This is a genomic window from Bacillus sp. MBGLi79 (genome assembly GCF_002953915.1).
The window spans coordinates 2,852,880-2,875,478 of sequence record NZ_CP026521.1; the positions used below are offsets into that span (position 1 = coordinate 2,852,880).

Annotated in this window: 23 protein-coding genes; 4 read left to right on the forward strand and 19 right to left on the reverse strand. The window is 43.9% G+C overall.

Annotated elements, in window-relative coordinates:
• Window positions 1–108: 108 nt before the first annotated feature.
• A complete protein-coding gene (locus C1T29_RS14415; protein ID WP_014664654.1) occupies window positions 109–1,032 on the forward strand; it encodes a Na/Pi symporter in 924 nt (307 codons plus the stop codon).
• A 37-nt stretch (window positions 1,033–1,069) separates the two neighbouring features.
• On the opposite strand, the gene mtaB is transcribed toward C1T29_RS14415, so the two are convergent.
• The 12 genes from mtaB to gpr all read right to left on the reverse strand — a co-directional run bounded on the left by mtaB (window position 1,070) and on the right by gpr (window position 15,004).
• Complete coding sequence (gene mtaB / locus C1T29_RS14420) at window positions 1,070–2,425, reverse strand: tRNA (N(6)-L-threonylcarbamoyladenosine(37)-C(2))-methylthiotransferase MtaB (RefSeq protein WP_095431717.1); 1,356 nt, start codon at window positions 2,423–2,425, stop codon at window positions 1,070–1,072.
• Window positions 2,425–3,195, reverse strand: coding sequence for a 16S rRNA (uracil(1498)-N(3))-methyltransferase (locus tag C1T29_RS14425; RefSeq protein ID WP_103749562.1), 771 nt, complete (start codon window positions 3,193–3,195; stop codon window positions 2,425–2,427). The genes mtaB and C1T29_RS14425 overlap by 1 nt, the downstream gene beginning before the upstream one ends.
• 22 nt (window positions 3,196–3,217) lie before the next feature.
• Entirely contained in the window at window positions 3,218–4,153 is a 936-nt protein-coding gene (gene prmA, locus C1T29_RS14430) for a 50S ribosomal protein L11 methyltransferase (protein ID WP_069149894.1), read from the reverse strand.
• A gap of 24 nt (window positions 4,154–4,177) precedes the next feature.
• Window positions 4,178–5,305 carry a molecular chaperone DnaJ gene (gene dnaJ, locus C1T29_RS14435; RefSeq protein WP_014114461.1) on the reverse strand — a complete coding sequence of 376 codons (1,128 nt, stop codon included), beginning with the start codon at window positions 5,303–5,305 and terminating at the stop codon, window positions 4,178–4,180.
• Window positions 5,306–5,504: 199 nt separating this feature from the next.
• The gene (gene dnaK, locus C1T29_RS14440) at window positions 5,505–7,340 is read right to left on the reverse strand and encodes a molecular chaperone DnaK (protein ID WP_103749561.1); all 1,836 of its coding nucleotides are present in this window, start codon (window positions 7,338–7,340) and stop codon (window positions 5,505–5,507) included.
• A 23-nt stretch (window positions 7,341–7,363) separates the two neighbouring features.
• Window positions 7,364–7,927, reverse strand: a complete 564-nt coding sequence (gene grpE, locus C1T29_RS14445) for a nucleotide exchange factor GrpE (protein WP_095431718.1) — start codon at window positions 7,925–7,927, stop codon at window positions 7,364–7,366.
• 71 nt (window positions 7,928–7,998) lie between these two features.
• Window positions 7,999–9,030, reverse strand: a complete 1,032-nt coding sequence (hrcA, locus tag C1T29_RS14450; protein ID WP_040082581.1) for a heat-inducible transcriptional repressor HrcA — start codon at window positions 9,028–9,030, stop codon at window positions 7,999–8,001.
• Between the two features lie 80 nt (window positions 9,031–9,110).
• The gene (gene hemW / locus C1T29_RS14455) at window positions 9,111–10,250 is read right to left on the reverse strand and encodes a radical SAM family heme chaperone HemW (protein ID WP_095431719.1); all 1,140 of its coding nucleotides are present in this window, start codon (window positions 10,248–10,250) and stop codon (window positions 9,111–9,113) included.
• A 55-nt stretch (window positions 10,251–10,305) separates the two neighbouring features.
• Window positions 10,306–12,141 (reverse strand): translation elongation factor 4, encoded by a 1,836-nt coding sequence (lepA, locus tag C1T29_RS14460; RefSeq protein WP_014664662.1) that lies wholly within the window; start codon window positions 12,139–12,141, stop codon window positions 10,306–10,308.
• A gap of 133 nt (window positions 12,142–12,274) precedes the next feature.
• Window positions 12,275–12,613, reverse strand: a complete 339-nt coding sequence (locus C1T29_RS14465) for a YqxA family protein (RefSeq protein ID WP_014664663.1) — start codon at window positions 12,611–12,613, stop codon at window positions 12,275–12,277.
• A gap of 16 nt (window positions 12,614–12,629) precedes the next feature.
• Window positions 12,630–13,835 carry a spore autolysin SpoIIP gene (gene spoIIP / locus C1T29_RS14470; RefSeq protein ID WP_103749560.1) on the reverse strand — a complete coding sequence of 402 codons (1,206 nt, stop codon included), beginning with the start codon at window positions 13,833–13,835 and terminating at the stop codon, window positions 12,630–12,632.
• A 62-nt stretch (window positions 13,836–13,897) separates the two neighbouring features.
• Complete coding sequence (gene gpr, locus C1T29_RS14475; RefSeq protein WP_103749559.1) at window positions 13,898–15,004, reverse strand: GPR endopeptidase; 1,107 nt, start codon at window positions 15,002–15,004, stop codon at window positions 13,898–13,900.
• Between the two features lie 203 nt (window positions 15,005–15,207).
• Between gpr and rpsT the strand changes: the two genes are divergently transcribed.
• Entirely contained in the window at window positions 15,208–15,474 is a 267-nt protein-coding gene (rpsT, locus tag C1T29_RS14480) for a 30S ribosomal protein S20 (protein ID WP_003229989.1), read from the forward strand.
• Between the two features lie 14 nt (window positions 15,475–15,488).
• Here the strand turns inward: rpsT and holA are convergent, their stop codons facing one another.
• Both holA and C1T29_RS14490 read right to left on the reverse strand, forming a co-directional pair.
• Window positions 15,489–16,532, reverse strand: a complete 1,044-nt coding sequence (holA, locus tag C1T29_RS14485) for a DNA polymerase III subunit delta (protein ID WP_103749558.1) — start codon at window positions 16,530–16,532, stop codon at window positions 15,489–15,491.
• Window positions 16,533–16,571: 39 nt separating this feature from the next.
• Entirely contained in the window at window positions 16,572–16,685 is a 114-nt protein-coding gene (locus C1T29_RS14490; protein ID WP_134975484.1) for a hypothetical protein, read from the reverse strand.
• 76 nt (window positions 16,686–16,761) lie between these two features.
• Here C1T29_RS14490 and C1T29_RS14495 point away from each other — a divergent pair, with 76 nt between their 5' ends.
• Entirely contained in the window at window positions 16,762–16,896 is a 135-nt protein-coding gene (locus C1T29_RS14495) for a YqzM family protein (protein WP_003229983.1), read from the forward strand.
• 40 nt (window positions 16,897–16,936) lie between these two features.
• Here the strand turns inward: C1T29_RS14495 and C1T29_RS14500 are convergent, their stop codons facing one another.
• The 3 genes from C1T29_RS14500 to C1T29_RS14510 form a co-directional block, all read right to left on the reverse strand.
• Window positions 16,937–19,267, reverse strand: a complete 2,331-nt coding sequence (locus C1T29_RS14500) for a DNA internalization-related competence protein ComEC/Rec2 (protein ID WP_103749557.1) — start codon at window positions 19,265–19,267, stop codon at window positions 16,937–16,939.
• A 3-nt stretch (window positions 19,268–19,270) separates the two neighbouring features.
• Entirely contained in the window at window positions 19,271–19,840 is a 570-nt protein-coding gene (locus tag C1T29_RS14505) for a ComE operon protein 2 (protein WP_014664668.1), read from the reverse strand.
• Between the two features lie 66 nt (window positions 19,841–19,906).
• Window positions 19,907–20,524 (reverse strand): helix-hairpin-helix domain-containing protein, encoded by a 618-nt coding sequence (locus C1T29_RS14510; RefSeq protein WP_069839520.1) that lies wholly within the window; start codon window positions 20,522–20,524, stop codon window positions 19,907–19,909.
• 83 nt (window positions 20,525–20,607) lie between these two features.
• On the opposite strand from C1T29_RS14510, the gene comER reads away from it, so the two are divergent.
• On the forward strand, window positions 20,608–21,429 hold the full coding sequence (gene comER, locus C1T29_RS14515; RefSeq protein WP_103749556.1) for a late competence protein ComER: 822 nt from the start codon (window positions 20,608–20,610) through the stop codon (window positions 21,427–21,429).
• Between the two features lie 65 nt (window positions 21,430–21,494).
• On the opposite strand, the gene C1T29_RS14520 is transcribed toward comER, so the two are convergent.
• Window positions 21,495–22,238, reverse strand: coding sequence for a class I SAM-dependent DNA methyltransferase (locus tag C1T29_RS14520; protein WP_103749555.1), 744 nt, complete (start codon window positions 22,236–22,238; stop codon window positions 21,495–21,497).
• Entirely contained in the window at window positions 22,235–22,591 is a 357-nt protein-coding gene (gene rsfS / locus C1T29_RS14525) for a ribosome silencing factor (protein WP_014664671.1), read from the reverse strand. Before rsfS ends, C1T29_RS14520 begins: the two co-directional genes overlap by 4 nt.
• Window positions 22,592–22,599 lie beyond the last annotated feature (8 nt).

The following is a 22,599-nucleotide window of genomic DNA, read 5'->3' on the forward strand; positions in this document are numbered from 1 at the left end:
TTGACATTATAATATAAGCCATCAGTCAGGTCAACTAAGTGAGTTCACTTTTCCGTCATGAGTGAGACTGCCTGTCTATATAATGATGGAAAGGGGTTGGTGAATAGGATGTTGATTCTGATCAGTTTTACAGCTCTTATATTATTCTTTCTCGCAGGCATGAATATGCTTCGAAAAGGCTTAATATCGATGGCGTACTCAAAAATTGAAGACCGTTTGCTATTATTTACGGACCACCCGTTAAAAGCGTTTCTTATCAGCATTGTATTTACGGGGATACTTCAGAGCAGTTCAGCCTTTATGGTCATTGTCATCGGCTTTGTCAGTGCAGGCGTTCTTTCTTTTAAGCGGACGATACCGATGATTCTGGGGACAAATGTTGGCTCTACTTTTACAACTGAATTTATTGCCATCAAAATGGATATTTTGATTTGGGTTCTTTTAATAGGCGGTTTATTGTTTTTTCTGACTGGCAGGTATCCTTTAAAACAGCTGGGAACAAGCTTCCTCGGATTGGGCATCATCTTCTTTTGCATCAGTGGATTCAGCCATCTTGCCGGGCCGCTGACAAAGCTGAAAACGGGAGCCGACGTTTTATACCACGTTAACGATTCAAACTGGTCAGCTTTGCTCATCGGAATGGTGTTAACTGCCATCATTCATTCCAGCTCTGTCTGTATCGGCATTTTAATGAGTTTTATGAATGAAGGGATTATCGGGCTGACACAGGCGATGAGCGTTGTGCTCGGGTCAAATATCGGGACATGCATTACAGCTGTCATGGCGGCTGTATCCGGCGGATATGCGGCGAAACAGACAGCGTATGCCCATGTGGTGTTTAATGTGCTAGGCGTGGCTCTAGTATTGCCTTTTCTGACCGCAGCGACTGGCTTTGTAGAACAGTTATCACCCGATCCCGCCCAAAGGATTGCTCATTTCAGCCTTTTATTTAATGTAGTGACAGCTCTTTTATTTCTTCCGCTTACAAACTTGTTTTACCGATTGATTCACCTTCTTATCCCAGCTAAATAAAAAACCGGGACATTTTAAATGCACCGGTTTTTTTAGGTTAAGAAGACAAACGCATATGTTCAGTTACTTCATCCTCTACAACACGGACAAATTGCCCTTCGTTGTAAGGATAACCTGCTTTTAGGATTTTGACTTTTACAATTTTGCCGATCATATCTTCCGTACCTTTGAAAACAACCTTCATATAATTGTCTGTGTAACCGACAAACATATTTTCTTCTTCTGTTTCCTTAAACGCTTCCTCAGGGATAATCTCAAGCACTTCATTTTCATACTGAGAAGCGTATTCCTTTGCAAGCTGGTCAGAAAGAGCAATCAGGCGGTGCACACGTTCGTTTTTCACGTTTTCATCCACTTGGTCTTCCATTCGCGCAGCTGGTGTTCCTGTACGTTTACTATAAGGGAAAACATGCAGTTCAGAGAATTTATGTTCTTTAATAAAGTTATAGGTTTCCATAAATTCTTCTTCTGTTTCACCAGGGAACCCAACAATAACATCAGAAGTAACGGCTAAGCCTGGCAGTGCTTTTTTCAATTTGTTTAAACGGTCTGCAAAGAATTCCATTGTATATTTGCGTCTCATCCGTTTAAGCACTGTGTTTGAGCCGGATTGGATAGGAATATGCAAATGATTCACTATCTTATCTGAGCGGTCTAAGACTTCGATCACTTCGTCAGTGATTTGGCTGGCTTCGATTGAAGAAATTCTGATCCGTTTCACGCCTTCTACACGAGAGTCTAATTCGCTCAAAAGCTTAGCGAAGTTGTAATCTTTCATATCTTCGCCGTAACCGCCCGTGTGAATACCTGTAAGAACAATTTCTTTATAGCCCGCATTGACAAGCTGCTGCGCTTGTTTAATGACTTCTTCAGGGTCGCGGGAGCGTAGCAGGCCACGCGCCCACGGAATGATACAGAATGTGCAGAAATTATTGCAGCCCTCTTGTATTTTCAATGACGCTCTTGTCCGGTCCGTGAAAGCAGGCACATCGAGCTCTTCATAGACTCTTGCTTTCATGATGTTGCTGACGCCGTTAATCGGCTGGCGTTCTTCACGGTATTGGTCAATGTAGCCAAGCATTTTTTCACGGTCCTGTGTTCCAACTACAATATCGACACCAGGGATCGCCATAATCTCAGCAGGTGAGGTTTGCGCGTAGCAGCCTGTGACACAGATGACACCGTCAGGATTTTGACGAATGGCGCGTCTGATCACTTGGCGGCTTTTTTTATCTCCAGTATTAGTTACTGTACATGTATTAATGACATATACATCAGCTGTTTGTTCAAAGTCTCTTCTTTCATAGCCCGCTTCTTTGAAAAGCTGCCAGATTGCTTCTGTTTCATAATGGTTGACTTTACAGCCAAGCGTATGGAAAGCAACAGTTGCCATTACTGATCACCTCTTAATAACTCTGTTTGATAAGAAATCGCACTCAACGCATATAGCGGAGCGGTTTCTGTCCTTAAAATTCTCGGCCCAAGGCCGCACGGCACACCGTCTTTCTCAGTGAGCCGTTCAACCTCCGCTTCTGTTAAACCGCCTTCGGGACCAAATACGATCAAAAGAGATGATCCTTTCGGAAGGCTGCTTACAACCGCGCTGAATGCGCTTATTTCCCCTTGCTTCGATGACTCCTCGTATGCAACGACACATTTATCGAAATCCTGCATCCTTTGAAGAAGCTGCTGAAAAGAATGGACATCCATCACTTGCGGCACTTCGTTACGGTACGATTGTTCAGCCGCTTCCTTCGCAATTTTCGTCCATCTTTCCCGCTTTTTCTTCGCCTTTTTGTCATCCAGCTTGACAACAGAACGCGCGGCTTGGAAGGGAATAAAGGCATGAGCTCCGAGCTCAGTCCCCTTTTGGATAATCCATTCAAGCTTATCTCCTTTCGGGAGGCCGCTCGCAATATAGATCTTTATCGGAAGCTCTCTGTTTTCATTCGTCCATTCTATCACAAGGCAGGACACTTTATCTTTGGAAACAGATTGAAGTTCACATTTTGCCTCGAAGCCGTCTTGAGAGCAGCAGATGATCTGATCTCCCTCATTCATTCTCATCACGTTTACAATATGATGAACATCTTCGCCGGTAATCGAAAAAGCCGGCGCTACCTCTATTTGCTGCTTCGTGAGCTCGATAAAATATCGTTGCATACGCTGTGACACCTACTAACTGTTATTTTTTCGCAATAATGCTGACCCAATCTTCCATTGAAAGGATTTCTACAATGGTGAAGCCAGCTTGTTCCAATGCTTCTTTTACTTCTTGTTTTTTATGGCCGATGATACCTGACGTAATAAAATGTCCGCCTTCTTTTAACAGACTGTACGCTTGTGAAGTAAAGCGAAGAATGACTTCAGCCAAAATGTTGGCCACAATCACATCATGTTCACCTTCAATCCCGTCTAACAAGTTGTTTTGCTTCACTTGTGCAATATCGCTCACTTTGTTCAGCTTGAGATTGAGGCGTGCACTTTCTACAGCTACAGGGTCAAGATCGTAGGCATGAACCGATTCAGCCTCAAGCATTGCAGCCGCAATACTTAAAATTCCGGAACCTGTACCAACATCAATCACCTTATCACCCTTTTGCACAATGCGTTCAAGCGCCTGAATGCAGAGCACGGTTGTCGGATGTGTCCCTGTGCCGAAAGCCATTCCCGGGTCCATTTCAATAATCAGTTCATCAGTATGGACCGGCGTATATTCCTCCCACGTCGGCACAATCGTAAACTTTTCAGAAATTTTCACAGGATGATAATACTTTTTCCAGGCAGTCGCCCACTCTTCTTCATTTACTTCAGAAATGGTGATGTGATTTCTGCCCAAATCAATATTGTAAAGAAGGAGATTATTAATCGTTTCTTTAATGCCGTCTACAGTTTCGCCTAGAAAACTGTTAACCGGCAGATATGCTTTGACAATGACACCCTCATCAGGATAATCATTGGGGTCGAGCTGGTAGATTTCCCCGTACACATTCTCACGTTCTTTAATTAAATCAAGCGGGTCCTCTATCACAACCCCACTTGCACCAGCTTCATGCAATATATTTGAGATAGGTTCGACCGCTTCATGTGTTGTGTGAATGCTTAATTCGGACCATTTCAAAACTACCAACTCCTCATCCAATAATTAATCGCCTTTAAACGCGCGTTTTACCTTGTCAAAGAAACTCATTTCCTGTTCATCAGGCAGGTTTCCGCTGACCTCGGCAAATTCGCGGATAATGTCTTTTTGTTTATCTGTCAGGTTTGTCGGCGTAACGACGCGGACGACGATATGCTGGTCACCCTGTCCATAGCCCCTGACATTTTGAACGCCTTTTCCTCTTAATCTGAATTTCGTTCCTGTTTGTGTACCGGCTGGAATTTTCAATTTCACTTTTCCATGCAGCGTCGGAACTTCTACCTCATCTCCAAGAGCAGCCTGAGCAAACGTTAACGGCATTTCACAGTAAATATCATCGCCGTCACGCTCGAAGAACTCGTGGGCGCGCACATGGAACACGACAAATAAATCCCCGGCAGGGCCACCGTTTACTCCTGGTTCACCCTGTCCCGAGAGACGAAGCTGCTGTCCGTCATCTACACCGGCTGGAATTGTCACGTTGATTTTTTTGCGTTTTTTGATTTTTCCTTTGCCGCCGCAATCCGCACACTTGTCTTTAATAATTTTGCCCGTACCTTCACAGTGGTGGCAGACCCGTCTGTTCACGACTTTTCCAAACGGCGTGTTTTGCTCCACGTTTAACTGGCCGGAGCCTCCGCAGTGGGAGCACGTTTCCGGGTTTGTTCCAGGTTTCGCACCTGAGCCTTTACATGTGTCGCACGTTTCCTCTCGCGGAATTTCAATCGTTGTTTCTTTACCGAAAGCGGCATCCTCAAACGACAAGGTCATCGTGTATTGCAAATCGGCACCTTGGCGCGGAGCGTTTGGATCTCTTCGTCTTGTGCCTCCGCCGAAAATACTTGAAAAAATATCATCGAAACCAAAACCGCCGAAATCGCCGCCGCCAAAACCACCGCCGCCGAAGCCCTGATTAGGATCAGTATGCCCAAATTGGTCGTAATGCGCACGTTTTTGGTCATCTGACAGCGCTTCGTACGCTTCTTTTACCTCTTTAAATTTTTCATCTGATCCGGCTTCTTTGTTAATATCAGGATGATATTTTTTTGACAGCTTCCGATAAGCTTTTTTAATTTCATCCTTTGAAGCGCTCTTACTTACTCCCAGCACTTCATAGTAATCACGCTTACTCATCTCGCTTCACTCTCCCGAATTTCTCACATAAATTAGATTGTATCATTTTGAATTATGATTTTTCAATTCCTTTTATCCCGGGCAAGAAAAAAAGTCAAAGCCAAGAGATGCCTGACTTTGACTTTCTAATCATTGAATCAGATTATGAAATGTTTTCTTTTCTGTCAGCCCCGGAAGCGGGACTGACTTTAAAAAGAATTTATTTTTTGTTTTGGTCGTCGTTTACTTCTTCGTATTCAGCGTCGACAACGTTGTCATCCGCTTTGCCTTCAGCGTTTGCTCCGCCTTGAGCTTGCTGTGCTTTAGCAGCTTCTTCATAAAGCTTCATAGAAAGCTCTTGGACGATTGCTTGAAGCTCATCTTTTTTCGCTTTGATCTCTTCAAATTCGTTTTTCTCAATCGCCGCTTTTAAAGCGTCTTTGGCATCGTTGGCTTTTTTCACTTGTTCTTCATCCACTTTGCCTTCAAGATCTTTTAATGTTTTCTCAGTTTGGAAAACAAGCTGATCTGCTTCGTTGCGGACTTCGATTTCTTCTTTTTTCTTCGCATCAGCGTCAGCATTTTCTTCCGCTTCTTTTACCATGCGTTCGATCTCATCATCAGAAAGACCTGAAGAAGATTTGATTGTAATGTTTTGCTCTTTTCCTGTGCCTAAGTCTTTTGCTCTTACGTTTACGATACCGTTTTTGTCAATATCGAAAGAAACTTCGATTTGAGGCACGCCGCGTGGTGCTGGCGGGATATCAGTAAGCTGGAAGCGGCCGAGTGTTTTATTGTCGGCAGACATTGGGCGCTCACCTTGAAGAACATGGATGTCAACAGCTGTTTGGTTATCAGCAGCAGTTGAGAACACTTGAGATTTGCTTGTAGGGATCGTCGTATTGCGGTCGATCAGTTTTGTGAACACGCCGCCCATTGTTTCGATACCGAGAGAAAGCGGTGTAACGTCAAGAAGAACCACGTCTTTTACGTCACCTGTGATAACGCCGCCCTGAATCGCAGCACCAAGCGCCACAACTTCATCCGGGTTTACGCCTTTATGTGCTTCTTTTCCGGTTTCTTTTTTGATTGCTTCTTGTACGGCAGGGATACGAGTTGATCCGCCGACAAGGATGACTTTGTCGATTTCGCTTGCAGAAAGCCCTGCATCTTGAAGCGCTTGACGGACAGGACCCATTGTGCGCTCTACTAAATGAGAAGAAAGCTCTTCAAATTTAGCGCGAGTTAATGTAAGTTCAAGGTGAAGCGGTCCTGCTTCTCCAGCTGTGATAAACGGTAAAGAAATTTGCGTAGAAGATACGCCGGAAAGATCTTTTTTCGCTTTTTCAGCTGCGTCTTTCAAACGTTGAAGCGCCATTTTGTCTTTTGACAGATCAATGCCGTTTTCTTTTTTGAATTCAGATACAAGGTGATCGATGATGACTTGGTCAAAATCGTCCCCGCCCAGACGGTTGTCACCTGCAGTTGAACGAACTTCGAATACACCGTCGCCAAGTTCAAGGATTGAAACGTCGAATGTACCGCCGCCAAGGTCGTATACTAGGATCGTTTGATCTTCATCTGTTTTATCAAGTCCGTATGCAAGAGCTGCTGCAGTCGGCTCGTTGATGATACGTTCTACTTCAAGACCTGCAATTTTACCAGCGTCTTTTGTCGCTTGACGCTCAGCATCGTTAAAGTAAGCAGGAACTGTGATAACTGCTTTTGATACTGTTTCGCCAAGATAGCTTTCAGCGCATGATTTAAGGTGTTGAAGGATGATAGCAGACACTTCTTGAGGAGTGTAATCTTTTCCTTCAATTTCCACTTTATAGTCAGTACCCATATGGCGTTTAACAGACATGATTGTGTTAGGGTTTGTGATAGATTGGCGTTTAGCCACTTCCCCTACTTGGCGTTCGCCGTTTTTGAATGCAACAACTGATGGCGTTGTGCGGTTTCCTTCAGCGTTAGCAATAACTTTAGGCTCGCCGCCTTCAAGCACTGCCACACATGAGTTTGTTGTTCCTAAGTCGATTCCGATAACTTTACTCACTTGAATAACCTCCTGCTATGTAATTATTGATTCACTTTGACCATGGAAGGGCGAATGACGCGATCCTTCAGCTTATAGCCTTTTTGCATTTCCTCAACAACAATGTTGGAGCCGTAATTTTCGTCTTCAGCCTGCATAACGGCTTGGTGCAGATTAGGATCAAATTCCTGCCCTACAGCTTCGATGGCTTCGACGCCTTCTTTTTTCAAGGCTTCTACGAGCTGACGGTGGACCATTTCCATTCCCTGGAGCAAACTTTTCGTCTGTTCATTGTCGGTTTCAACCTGCAGCGCTCGTTCAAAGCTGTCAAGAGCCGGCAGCAAATCAGTCACGATATTTTGAGAACGGTATTTTTGGGACGCTTCCATCTCTAAACGGCTGCGTCGTTTATAGTTTTCAAAGTCTGCTTGAACACGCAAAAGTTTGTTTTCTTTTTCCTCAAGCAAACCTTGCAATTCGTTAATTTGATTTTGAAGAAGTTCGCTTTCATTTATTTCTTCCTGCTGTTCATCAGCGGCAGCTTGTTCTTCAATGATTTCTTGCTCTTCTGTTTCGTTTTGTTCAACGGTTTGTTTTTCTTCTGACATTGTGTTCACCTCCCTCAAAGTGTAAGGAGAAGGACAGGTGCTGTCCTTCGATAAAATTTGCCAAAATTCCCTTATTCATCATACAGATTTGTTAATGCTTTTGACAAGTCCGAAGTCACATGCTGAAGCAGGCTGACAACCCTGGAATAATTCATGCGGGTCGGACCGATGATCGCAATTGAGCCGATCTGTTTCTGGTCAACGGAATAAGATGCCGTAATCAGACTGCAGTTTTCCATCTCTTCATAGTCGTTTTCTTTTCCGATTTTAATCGAAATTCCCGTGTGCGGGGATTGAACCAGCTTGAGAACATCCTGTTCCTTCTCAATTAATGAAAGCAGCGACCGAACTCGGGTAATATCATGGAACTCCGGCTGATTTAGCATATTGATTTTTCCGCCAAAAAACAACTTTTCGACGTGATTTGTGGAATGAAAGGTTGATCGAAGCGCATCGAGTATATTGTCATAGTTCTTAATGTGCTGTCTTAGGTACATGACAACTTCCTTAAATATGCGCTCATTCAGTTCATCCATTGGAACGCCGCTTAAACGGTCGTTCAGTATATTTACCAGTTTTTCAATATCAGACAGATCCATTTTGGTCGGAAAGTTAATCGTTTTGTTTTCCACATGCCCCGTATTGGTAACGAGAATTGCTACCGCCATATCAGGCTGAATCGGTATGATTTGAATCTGTTTAAGGTAATTCTCACTCAGCTTCGGCCCGAGTACGATGGATGTGTAATTCGTCAGATCGGACAAAATTTGCGCTGATTTTTGAACTGTCTTCTCCAGCTCGAAAATTTTCTCTTTGAAGATCGAGTGGATTTGGTCCAGGTCGCTTTTCGTCAGTTTAACGGGTGACAGCAAATGATCAACATAGTACCGATACCCTTTTTCTGACGGAACACGCCCTGAGGATGAATGGGTTTTTTCAATAAAGCCCAATTCCTCCAAGTCAGCCATCTCGTTTCTAATTGTTGCAGAGCTAAATGTGATTTCATCTTTTTTCGAAAGAGTTCTCGATCCTACCGGCTGTGCCGATTTAATAAAATCGTTGATTATAACCTGAAGGATCAGCAGCTGACGATTTGTTAACATCATCATCACCTCTGTTAGCACTCTCAATAAGTGAGTGCTAATTCTATAACAAAAGTATCAAACCACAAGAAAAATGTCAATTATAACTCACCCAAAAAAGCGCCAAAAACTTCATTGCCTAATAATTTCCCTTGATGAGTCAAATAAACGGCAGACTCCGAATTGTGAATCAGCCCTTTTTCAGCAAGGTCTTTTAATACGTTTGGGAAAAGTCCATCCAGGGAACGGCCGTATTTTTCTGCGAATCGTTTTTTGCTGACTCCGGCTGTTTTTCTCAAACCTAAAAACATTTCTTCCTCAATCTGTTCTTCTGTTATCACTTCATGTGTATCTCTGTACGGAAAACCCTTTTCAGCAATCAGGTCAATGTAATGCTTAACAGGTCCGACGTTCACTGTTCGTGTGCCGCCGATATATCCATGGGCCCCTGCTCCGAAACCAAAATATTGTTCGTTGCTCCAATACGTCAGATTGTGCTTGGATTCCATGCCCGCCTTAGCAAAGTTGCTGATTTCATATTGATGAATATCGTGAGCTTCCATCCGGCTCATCACCATCTCATACATTTCAGCTTCCTGCTCCTGCGGCGGAAGATGAAGCCGCCCTTTTTGCATCAAATTATAAAATACCGTTTTCGGTTCTACAATAAGGGAGTATACGGAATAATGCTCGGCATCCAGTGATAAAGCAGTGTTTATGGAATGTTCCAGATGCTTGAGGGTTTGCCCCGGGAGCCCGAACATTAGATCAAGACTGATATTCTCAAAACCGATTTCCCGCGCTCTTTCAAAAGAGGCGAATACATCTTTTTGCTTATGCACTCGGCCGATTTTTTCTAACAGATCGTCTTCGAATGTTTGAACACCAAAGCTGAGGCGGTTTACGCCTGCTTCTTTTAATATCTTTAATTTCTCTGCGGACAAGTCGTCCGGATTCGCTTCTACCGCAAATTCCGATAAGTCGCTTGATGGCATCAGCACGCGATTGACCATGTCCATCAGCTTTTTGAGCTGTTCCTCAGACAAGGAGGTCGGCGTGCCTCCTCCGATAAAGATCGTTTTGAGGTCTGGCTGCCCAGTTTTTGCTAATGTATTTATCATTTCCTGTTCGAGTGCGTTTAAATACTCGTCGACAGGCTGACTTTGAATAAAATATTTATTGAAATCGCAGTAGTGGCAAATATGCTCACAAAATGGAATATGGATATAAGCTGATTTCAACGGATTCACCTTCTTTACAGAAAGAAGCCGCAGTACAGGACTGCGGCGGCTTCTATTATTTTTTCGGACTGTCGTCCATTTTCAGGACCGCCATAAATGCTTCTTGCGGCACTTCAACTGAGCCGACCTGCTTCATTCGGCGTTTTCCTTCTTTTTGTTTTTCAAGAAGCTTTCGTTTCCGCGAGATGTCCCCTCCGTAACATTTAGCCAATACGTTTTTACGCATTGCTTTTATGGTAGAGCGGGCCACGATTTTCTGGCCGATCGCCGCTTGAATCGGTACTTCAAAGTGCTGGCGCGGAATGAGCTCTTTCAGTTTTTCTACAATTACTTTTCCGCGTTCGTATGCGTAGTCGCGATGCACGATAAAGGAAAGGGCGTCGATTTTTTCTCCGTTCAGCATAATGTCCATTTTCACAAGCTTGGACGGTTTGTAGCCGATCAGTTCATAATCAAAGGACGCATAGCCTTTTGTGCTTGATTTCAGCTGGTCAAAAAACTCATATACGATTTCCGCTAATGGCATATCATAAATGATGCTGACACGGTTTGCGTCTAAATACTGCATATCAATGAAATTGCCGCGTTTTCCTTGGCAAAGCTCCATTACAGCGCCGACATAGTCATTCGGCACCATCATCGTCGCTTTTACGTATGGCTCCTCAACCCGTTCGATCTTTTGAGGGTCCGGCATGTTGGAAGGGTTGTCGACAACGACCTTTTCGCCGTCTGTCATATACACGTCATAGATAACACTTGGCGCTGTCGTAATCAGGTCGATATTGAACTCACGCTCAATACGCTCCTGAATGATCTCCATGTGGAGCATGCCTAAAAATCCGCAGCGGAACCCGAATCCAAGCGCTTGCGAAGTTTCCGCTTCATATTGAAGGGAGGAATCATTCAGCTCAAGCTTTTCAAGGGCCTCCCTTAAGTCATTGTACTTCGCTGTATCAATCGGATACAAACCACAGTACACCATCGGGTTTAGCTTGCGGTATCCCGGCAGCGCTTCTTCTGCAGGATTGGCAGCGCTCGTTATCGTATCACCGACACGTGTGTCACCGACATTTTTAATTGAGGCAGTCAGGAAGCCTACATCACCGACAGTCAGTTCATTTGTCGGAGTCGCTTTCGGCGTGAACACGCCAACCTCTGTTACTTCGAATTCTTTGCCGGTTGCCATCATTTTGATTTTTTGACCCGGCTTTACCGTTCCTTCTACAACTCTGATATACGCCACGACACCACGGTAGGCGTCATAAAGCGAGTCGAAAATCAGCGCTTTTAGCGGTGCCTCTGGATCTCCGGTCGGAGCGGGCACCTTTTCTACGATTTGCTCTAAAATCTCCTCGATCCCGATTCCTGCTTTTGCGGAAGCAAGCACGGCTTCTGACGCATCAAGGCCGATAACGTCTTCTACCTCTTGGCGTACGCGTTCCGGTTCGGCGCTCGGAAGGTCGATTTTATTGATGACCGGAAGGATTTCAAGATCGTTGTCAAGCGCTAAGTAGACATTGGCGAGCGTCTGCGCTTCAATCCCCTGGGCTGCATCCACGACTAGAATCGCTCCCTCGCAGGCAGCAAGGCTTCGGGATACTTCATACGTGAAGTCGACGTGTCCCGGCGTGTCGATCAGATGAAAAATATATTCCTCTCCGTCTTTTGCTTTATATTTAAGCTGAACAGAGTTTAACTTAATGGTTATGCCCCGCTCACGTTCAAGATCCATAGAATCGAGCAATTGTTCTTTCATTTCTCGTTGAGTGATTGCCGACGTTTTTTCTAAAATACGATCCGCTAAGGTCGATTTTCCGTGGTCAATATGGGCAATGATAGAGAAATTCCGTATTCTCGACTGCCTCTCTAAACGCTTTTCTTTATCTGTCACAATCTATCACTCCTACTATTAAACGCAAAATACACTAGCTTAGATTATATCAATAGGATTGTAAAGATTCAATGTAAAACAAGAAAGAGAAAAGGGCCCCTTCATATCTGGGCTGCTTTTCTCTTCCACATACCTATTGATTCATATCCCGTATCCATTCATACATTGACTGGGCAGTATTGGTTACGGTATCCGAAAGCGCTTTTCCGGCTTTTGAGAACATATTGAATGTTTCCACCTGTTCAAGCTCTTTTTGTTTTTCTTCTAAATCTTTTGCTGTGACTGTTTCTCCTAGAATCGAGGCTTCTTTTTCATTCCCTTTTCCGTCGGTGAGCGTAAACGCCCCCTTCAGTGAAGGGTCATGATAGCCTTTCATACTCAGCATTCCGTTGTTTGCCTGCTGCATGCCAAACAGAACGCCTAAAAACATGATCGTAACAAGCAGTAAGCACTTTCCAAAGTATGCAATCAAATCAACCACCTATTTCTTATTGTTTTTTCGTCTCACCGCTCTTCGCGTTGACCTTTTCAGCATCCCAATACATTTCACTGAATACATCCGCTGCCGCGTTAGCCGCACGCTGCAGCTCTTCGAGATTATTATCTACTCCGCCAAATTCGAGCAAAAGCGCTCTGTCGGTTAAATCTTGATTGTAAACACCGTTATCGCCTGGCGAACCTTTGGAAAAGACACCTGTACTTAGTCCAGGGTATTTTTTCTCCATCAGTTTATGAAGCTTGCTCGCAATTTTATAGTTTTCTTCGAAGTTTTTGCTTTTTTTCCCGACGACAAAGGATACTCTGGCATAGCTTTTCCCTTTAATCGTTGCGGTCGTGTCTTTTTTGCGTCGTGAGTCTCTGTGGATATCAATGATATATTGCAGATTTTTATTTGTAGTGAGAGCGTCTTTCACGACCGGTCTTGATTCATCATAGGACCTTGCATAGTTTAAGCCTTTTTTATTCAATTTCGACTGTATATCGGTTTTATTCACTGTGGCTCCGATACCTTGGGATGCAAGCGCTTTTCCGAACATATCTCCTACAAGCGTGACGTTGGCTTTAGAATGGCGCGCCATATCAGGATTAGTCTCGCCTTTTAATAGAGGGAGATATGATTCCGTATTGTGCGTATGATAGATAAACACGACCTTTTTGTCACCTGTTGTTTGTTTCGGCGGATCTTTTTGCCCATTGTCTGATTGCGTCTGCTGTTTTTCAATCTCTGCCAAATTCGCTTCTCTTTCTTCTTCCATCACCTTAGACGGCGGCGGCGATTCCGCAGGCATATTCGTATAATCCGTACCTTGTCCAGCTAACAGAATCTCGGTATCAAATTGTGCAAACCCCGGCAGCTCCCGGCCGAGAAAGCTCCGCGGATCTTCGAGGTTAATGCTCGTCGCCAGCTTTAAAGATAGACGCGAAAGATGAAATGAGCTGTCGGTTTCAGAAAGGTCAGAAGCAAAATAATGGTTTTCCATCCGCAGCAAGTGTGCAAACACGTCACCCGGCAATTCTTCAGCAATCCCATAAAAAGAGTCGGACGACGGCCTGAGTTCCGGCCGGAGAGACGTCAGCACACCGGATAGAACAAAAATCACGATAAGGCTTACGATAAATAGAAAGATGGCTTTTACCGCTTTCCCGCCATTTACCGCAACAACAATTTGTCTGTTTCTGCGTTTATTTCTCATTGAATCCCTCCAGCGCTTGTCTAGTAATTACTCTATGAACAAGCTAGAGGAAGTAGAACTGTTTAGTGATTGTAGGAGCCTTTGTTTTCTTGTGATACTTTTTCATGAAGCGCTGTGTTTAATCCGTTCGCCAAAACATTTGCCATGTCATCGATAAATGAATCGACTTCCTTCGGCGTAACCATTAAGTTGTGCCCTAAAGGCGAAAGCACCTCGTGAATAAGCTGCCGTTTTTCATCTTCATGAAGGGTTCCGACAATACCCAGAAACGATTGGCGCTGCTTTTCATCTGGAAGATCTTCTTCAGTGAGCACTTTCTTTTTCCCAAACGTCATGCCAGCTGGAACAAGTGATCTTGACGGACTGTTATCCTTCATTTCTCTGCCAAAATGTTTTAATATGTAGTCCACCGTGTCGCTGGCAATTGTCACGGCATCAACTACTGTCGGAACACCGATAGCAATAACCGGAACACCAAGTGTGTCTTTGCTTAAATCTTTTCGTTTATTCCCCACCCCAGATCCTGGGTGAATGCCTGTATCCGATATCTGAATGGTTGTGTTGACCCTTTCCACCGCCCGTGCCGCCAATGCGTCAATAGCAATGACAAAATCAGGCTTCGATTGCTCAATCACACCTTTAATAATGTCGCTTGTCTCGATTCCTGTAATCCCCATGACACCCGGTGCAAATGCACTGACAGGCCTATACCCCTCCTGTACGTTTTCCGGCTGAAGCTTAAATAAGTGCCTTGTTACCAACAGATTTTCTACAGCCATCGGTCCAAGTGCGTCAGGTGTCACGTTCCAGTTGCCGAGCCCAACGATCAAACAGCTCGCATCTTTTGAGATATTAAGGTTTTCAAGAAAAGCCGCGAATTCCTCTGCAAAGACAGCAGAGACCTTTTCCTGCATTTCCGAATCATTCTCCCTGATTCCCTGTGCCTCAAGCGTTAAATAGCGCCCTTCTTTTTTTCCCGAAAGCTCCGCGCCTTCCTTTGTAACATCAACTGTGCGGATTTTAATGCCGCCGTGATCACGCTCTTTTTCAACAAATCCTTTAATTTCTTTTGTCGGCACAGCCTGCTGATTGGCCATTGCTTCCTTCGTTTCCACTGCCAAATCGGTACGTATCAAATACTGATTCACATCCAGCTCACTCTTTTTCATACAGGGGCCTCCTTCACATTAAGTACCTATATTGTTGCCATTTGCTGAATGAATCATGCTAAAAAGAGAGCCTTCAATGAAAAATACTTTACATTTATATTGCAATCTAAAGATGTGTTTGATAGAATACAATTTGTTCTATTGTGAAGAAGATTTAACCTTAAGACACTGTGCTACAGGTTGTATCTTAGGAGGTGAAACACATGCCAAACATTAAATCAGCGATTAAACGTACAAAAACAAACAACGAACGCCGCGTTCATAACGCGACAATCAAATCTGCTATGCGTACTGCAATCAAACAAGTTGAAGCTTCTGTTGCCAACAACGAAGCTGACAAAGCGAAAACTGCTCTTACTGAAGCAGCTAAACGTATTGATAAAGCAGTGAAAACAGGTCTTGTACACAAAAATACCGCAGCTCGATACAAATCAAGACTAGCGAAAAAAGTGAACGGACTTTCTGCATAATATAAAAACGATCCTCAATAATGGGGATCGTTTTTTTCATTTCTTTTTAACAGCTGTAAAAGGAACAGTTCGAGCAGGAGCTGCTTGTCCTTTTTACCGGTTTTCATCTCATAGTCCATGACGGCAAGCTGCTCAATGATAGAACGGAGCTCCTCCTCTGAAAAAAGCCTCGCTTGATCCATCGCCAGCTTTACCCGAAATGGGTGAACTTTTAGATTAGAAGCGATTTGTTTTTGTCCGTACCCCTGTTCCGCAAAGTACTTTGTCTGCAGAATCAGCCGGAACTGGTTCGAAATAAGCGCCATGATCTTGATCGGTTCTTCATTTTGTCTAAGCAAATCATAAAAAATTTGCAGACTCTCAGTTCGTTTTCGGTTGACGATTTTATTGATCAGCTCAAAAATATTTTGTTCAAGGCTTCTAGCAACAAGCATTTTCACATCATCCAGCGTAATTTCTTCACGGTCTCCAATAAACGTGCAGAGCTTTTGAATCTCCTGAAAAATCGATGACAGATGTCCATTCACAAGCAGAACCAAATGCTCCGCCGCTTCAGTGCCAATTGTTTTTTGCTCTGTTTTTGCAAGGTTGACAGTAAAGTCTGTTGTCTCCTTTGCGTTTAATTCCTTCGCCTCCATCATAAACGCGTGCTTCTTTAACGCTTTCGTCAGCTTTTTCCGCTCATCAAGCTTTTCATACGGAGCAAGCAGGACAAAAACTGTATAAGGCGCAGGCGATTGTATATACGATTCAAGCGCACTTATGTTGTGCTCCAGTTTTTCTTTTTTCTTTTCACCTGTTAAAAAATATGGATTTTTCACAATGACAAGACGCCGCTCCCCCATAAACGGAAACGTTTCAGCATCTGCAATCGCTTGATCCAGCGGGTCCTCTTCCAGATCAAAAACAGATAGATTGAAATCCTTTGTCTCCTGATCAACGACCGTCTGTCTGATCCTGCTGACGGTTTCCTGCAGCAGATATGTCTCTTTTCCGTATAAGCAATAAACCGGATGGACATCTCCTTTTTTCAGGCTTTTCCACACATCAAATACCATTGTTGTACGACTTCCTCTCTTTCATCATCCCCTTCTATCCTAAATTGAGTTTACAAAATAGTAAAGAGGAAGCCTGACTGCTGCTTCCCCATTTATATTAAACGCCTGTTCGCAAGCCCCCGGGACAGCTTGTAAAAAGGCGATAATCACCAGAACAGAAAACGTTACCTAAGCTTCTAGATTTTTCAAAACGATTCGATTATACTTAAATCAGTCAGGAGGGATAAAGTTGAATGATTTTGAAAAAAACGTTCAAAGCAAACGAAATGATGCTGTAGACTCAGCTGTTGGTTTTGTTGTGTCCTTCGGATTTTTCGCCTTCTTGTTTGTCATGGCAACGGTTATTCACCTGGTTGGTTCATAACAGCGACTGCCCGGGCTGCTGATTTCTCGGCAGTCTTTTTTTAGTTCGTCTCTGTTATATCTGATGTATCATATGGAGGATAGACAGAAAAGGTTCCAACTCTGTTTTGATATCTATATTGGATCGTTCCGTTTTGATCTGTACGCAGCACACGGATAGAATGTCTTTGTAATATCTGCAGAACTTCTTGATGAGGATGGTGATACCGATTGTTTTTCCCGGCTGAGATAATGGCCGTTTTCGGCTGAAGCTGTTTGATGAATTCTTCACCGGTAGAGCCTTTGCTCCCATGGTGCCCCACCTTTAACACATCTGCTTTTATATTCGGAAACACCTTCATCACCTCTTGTTCCCCTTCTTTCTCCAGATCACCCGTCAAGATCCAGCTCATACCGCCCATTTCCATCCACAGAACGAGAGATGAATTATTTTTGCTTGCCGGATCAGGTGCTCTCGGTGACAGTATATGGAACTGCAAATCCTTTATTTGCAATACATCGCCTCGCTTCACCTCTTCAATTACCACTCCCTCTTCTCTGGCTGCCTGCAGCACTTTTTCATCTTTAGGTTCAGAAACGAACCCTTTCGGAATCACGAGGCGCTTTACTTTATGATGCTTCAGTAAAGTCTCCGCCTCTCCGATATGATCTTGGTCAGCGTGCGTCAGAATTAAAGCATCAAGCTGTTTGATTCCTTTAGCAGTTAAAAACGGAATCAGCACCTTTTCTCCCAGTGAAAACGGATGTTGTTTTTCGCGCCAAGGCTCTGACGAGTAAGACAAAGTGCCGCCAGTATCGATTAAGACATGTCCCCGCTGATGCGGAGCACCTACATACATGCTGTCCCCCTGCCCAATATCAATCATATCCACTTCTCCTTCGGGACTAAGACGCGGAGATGCAAAGAGAAGAAACAGCACCGAGCAGCAAATGCCGCTGGTTACCATCAACTGAGAAAAGGAGCGTTTTTCAATCGACATCAGCAATAGGATGATCGTCACTGTGAATAAAAAGAGAAGAACAGGCGCGGGACGTGCGATGATAAGCGTGAACACATCAATATCTGCGATTTTTGTGATCAGCTTATTGGTCCAGCTCATCAAGAAATCAAACCAACTGAAAAACAATCTGCCAAATGAAGCGGAAAGACTTAATAGAAGAACACCTGCTACAGCCCCCGGCAAAATACAGAACGTATAAAATGGAACCAACAACATATTCATCGGTATGCTGATGATTGAAAACTGATGAAAATGATACAGGAGAATCGGAAGCGATCCGAGCTGGGCGATGAGTGATACAATTGCCAGCTGACCCAAGGAGGTTTTTACCTGCTGAAAAATAGAAGAGGAAAAAATTAATGAAAAACTGACGGCGAACGATAGCTGAAAACCGGCTTCAAAGAGATGATAAGGATTGAAGAGCAGAAGGGCGATATATGAGAGACAGATTGCCGTTGCCGAGCGGACACGCCATTTGACGAGACTTCCAGCTAAGTAAACACCTGACATTAAAACGGCGCGAAGCACTGAAGGAGCAGCGCCGGTCAACATCACATAGAGCGGCAGAAATAATAGCAACAGAATTGACGCCTTTTCTCTTGTTATACCGACACGGATCATGATAAAAAACAATCCCGCTGTCAAAATCCCAACGTGGAGCCCTGAAATCGCCAAGAGATGGACAACACCAAGCTTTTGATACGCGGTAAGCACTTCGTCCTCCACATAAAATCTGTCACCAACTGTAAGTGCCTGTACAATTCCTGCCGAATCAGGAGGCAGCAGGCTGTTTGTGAATGATATGATATGTTTTCTCAAGCTGAGCACCTTATACTTGAAATTTTCAGGTTCGCTGCAGTTTTGGATAGACGTGACAGAGTAGTTCCAATGAATATGCTGCCGATAAAGATACTCGTTATAATCAAATGCACCCGGCACAGTTGCGTGATTCGGTTCTTCCAATGTACCAGTCAACTCACATGACATTCCTGATTCTATGTATAACAGCTTTTCTTTTTCATCAGCAGACTGAATGCGATACGCAGCAGCCCATTTTTCCTTATCAGGTGTCTTAACGATCATAGACATACGGTCGCCGTCAATTTTGGGAATAGTGTCAATCACTGCCTTGAAATGATAGGTTCCCTGCCGATAGGAAGAGACATTCTGAGAATCTGTGACTGCATACAGTACAAAAAACAATATAAAAGAGAAGAAACAAACAATAATGAGAAAAGCGTGCCTCGTTTTGATTAAAATGATGAGGAGAAAGAGGATGAATAGAAAAGTAGCGGGGAAATAAGCGGCGGCAGTAATTCCAGCCGTTGCCGAAGCTGCCGCCAAAGGCAATAACAAACGCGAATTACGCATTCATCACACGTAGCTCGTGAAAAGTGTATTCGCCTGTTCATGTATCTTTTTCAATTCTTCCTCCGCTAAACCGGCATCGGCCAATTTCCCTATAAGACCCGCTACAAATGAAAGCTTTTCCCTGTTTTTCAAATCAACGATCATTTCATCGAGTTCAACCTGTTCAACAGTTACACCCGCCTGTTCAAATAATTCCTGCGCATACGGATTTGTTTTGTAATCCTCAGCATAATAAACCGTTTTGATACCCGCTTGAATAATAGATTTGCAGCATTGAATGCACGGATAATGCGTCACATAAATCTCCGCTCCATCAGTCGGTACCCCAAACTTAGAGCATTGTAGAATCGCATTCATTTCAGCGTGAATCGTTCTTGCACAATGATCATCTATCATTAAGCATCCTTCGTCGGCACAATGCACGCCGCCGGCGATTGACCCGTTATAGCCTCCTGCAATCATGCGTTTGTCTCTGACTATAGTAGCGCCGACAGATAATCTCGGACAGGTGCTGCGCAGCGCCAATAAATGGCTTTGAGCCATAAAGTATTGATTCCATGATATTCGTTCCACGTTGTTCCCTCCAAATGTTGTGTTGCCTGACCTTTAGTTTACCTATCATAATGCATGACCGTCAAATCACTTTACTGAAATGGAAGACTTTATTTTCTCAAATGACTTTTCGCCTATTCCTGAAACCTTCGTGATATCTTCAATAGTCTGGAAACGCCCATTTTCTTCCCGGTATGCAATAATAGCTTCAGCTTTGGATGGCCCAACCCCTGAGATACCTTGTAACTCCTCTACGGTGGCTGTATTGATATTTACCAGCTCCCCCTTCCCTCCACCGCTTTGGACAGCTCCTCCGGCACCCTGTTGCCCTGCTGTTTCCTCCCCTTTTTTCGGGATGTACACCACTGTCCCGTCCTGCAGAATCTCCGCCAAATTCACTTGCACTTCATCTGCTTGCTCATTGGTTCCGCCTGCTTTCTCAATTGCCTGAGATACTCTGTCCCCTGTTCGCATTTCATAAACGCCAGGATGCTGAACAGCACCTTTGATGTCTATCACAATTGCTTCGCTTGACTCATCTTTGACTGCTTCCTGCTTTACCTCCGTATTTACCGTCTCAGTTGGTACAGCCTGCTTCACCGGCTCTTTGTTTCTCCCGCTGGCCAGAAAGATCATAATTGCTGTGAAAACAGCTGCAGAAGCCGCTAAAATCATTGCTTTCTTATGCTGATTCAACCAATTCATCGTGCATGTTCCCCGCTTTCGTCATATTTTATTTTCATAACACATATGGTTTAGAGGATAATAGCTCAAAGGAGGGGAAACCATTGAAGGTAGGCTTTATCGGCACAGGAAATATGGGTACGATCCTTATAGAATCATTTATTGAATCAAAAGCAGCCGATCCCTCAAACATGACAATCACAAACCGCACAATTGAAAAAGCGTTGCACATAAAAAATCGCTACAACAGCATCAACGTTACCGAAAGTCTCGAAAAGCTCGTTTCTGAAAACGAAATGATTTTTATTTGTGTTAAGCCGCTTGATATATATCCTTTATTGGCAAGAGCGTTACCTTATTTAAGAAAAGATCATATTCTCATTTCAATTACAAGCCCCGTTCAAACCGAACAGCTCGAACAATATGTGCCGTGTCAAGTGGCACGAGTGATCCCAAGTATTACGAACAGGGCGCTGGCAGGTGTTTCTCTCGTCACTTTCGGCACAAGCTGCGGCGAATCTGCAAAAGCGAAAATCAATGGGCTGATGCAGCATATTTCTCATCCGCTGCAAATTGAAAGTGACATTACGAGAGTTGCATCAGACATCGTAAGCTGCGGCCCCGCTTTTATGAGCTATCTGATTCAACGGTTTATAGATGCAGCTGTTTCGGAAACGTCAGTGTCTAAACAGGACGCGATTTTGATGTGTAAGGAAATGCTTGTCGGAATGGGAAAACTGTTAGAAACCGAATTGTATACCCTGCCTGCATTACAGGAAAAGGTTTGCGTTAAAGGCGGCGTAACGGGAGAAGGCATTAAAGCGCTGGAAAGCGGTGTGCAGGATATGTTTCATCGGGTATTTCAAAATACTCATATGAAGTACGAGGAGGATATTTCCGCAGTGAAAAAGCAGTTTCATGTGTAGGCGAGTATGTCATACTTTTGTCTGTACTGCAAAAGCATAAAAAAGCATTTTAAAAAACCATCGTTTTAGGAAACGATGGTTTTTGGTTTCTGCGCCTTGAAAAATAGGCGTTCTGATTGTGCTGATGGCTCGGAATCCGTAAAATCAGCTGTCACGTGATGGAGCTGAAAGCCGCAGTTCTTCAGCATTTCTTCGTATTCATCCACTGGGAACGTTCTTTGCTCGTGTGTCTCATCAAAGCGGTCATATGCTTCTCCGTTCCAAACAAAAAACGACATATCATGAATGACAGAAAGCTCTTCACTTCCAGCAAAGCTCTGCCAAATATAGCTGATATCTTCGTCCTGGTCAGCAAATGTGCTATCCGGAAAAACTTCCGCAATTTTATAAGATGAATGAACATCAAACAGCAAAATGCCTCCGGACTTTAACACCCGAAACACACTTTTAAAGGTTTGGATTACATCATTTTTTGTTTTTAAATAATTTAATGAGTCACAGCATATCGCAACAGCATCAAACTGACCGTCAAAGCCGGAAATCTCTCTCATATCCTGCTGAAGAAATAGAATAGGCTGGCTACTAGATACCTTTTGCTGGGCGAAGGAAAGCATCTCCTCGCTGAGATCGATGCCTGTAACCTCGAAGCCTTTTTCGGCAAGCCGGATGGAGATTTCTCCCGTGCCGCATGCAAGATCAAGAACACGGCCTTTTTCCGGGAGAGATGCATCAATCCATTTTGTCCATTGATCATAAGGCGCGTGTGACATCAACTCGTCATACACGCTTGCAAAGCCTTGATAAATCATTGGTTCATTCCAAGGTCAAGATCTGCGAGCGGAGCGTCTCCCCACAGCTTTTCAAGGTTATAGTAGCTTCTTTCGTCCTTGTGGAAGACATGAACAATCACATCGCCAAGGTCAACGAGCACCCATCTTGCTTCATCAAAGCCTTCCATCTTTTTGACTTGAATGCCGTTTTCATCAGCCTGATCCTTGATTTCACGGGCAATCGCCTGCACTTGTTTATCTGAATTTCCGTGGCAGATCAAAAAATAATCAGCAACTAGAGAAATGCCTTCCATATCCAGTGCTAAAATATCCTCTGCCCGTTTATCATCGCATGCCGCAGCTGCGAGCTTTAAAATGGCCTTTTGGTTCATTCACAAAT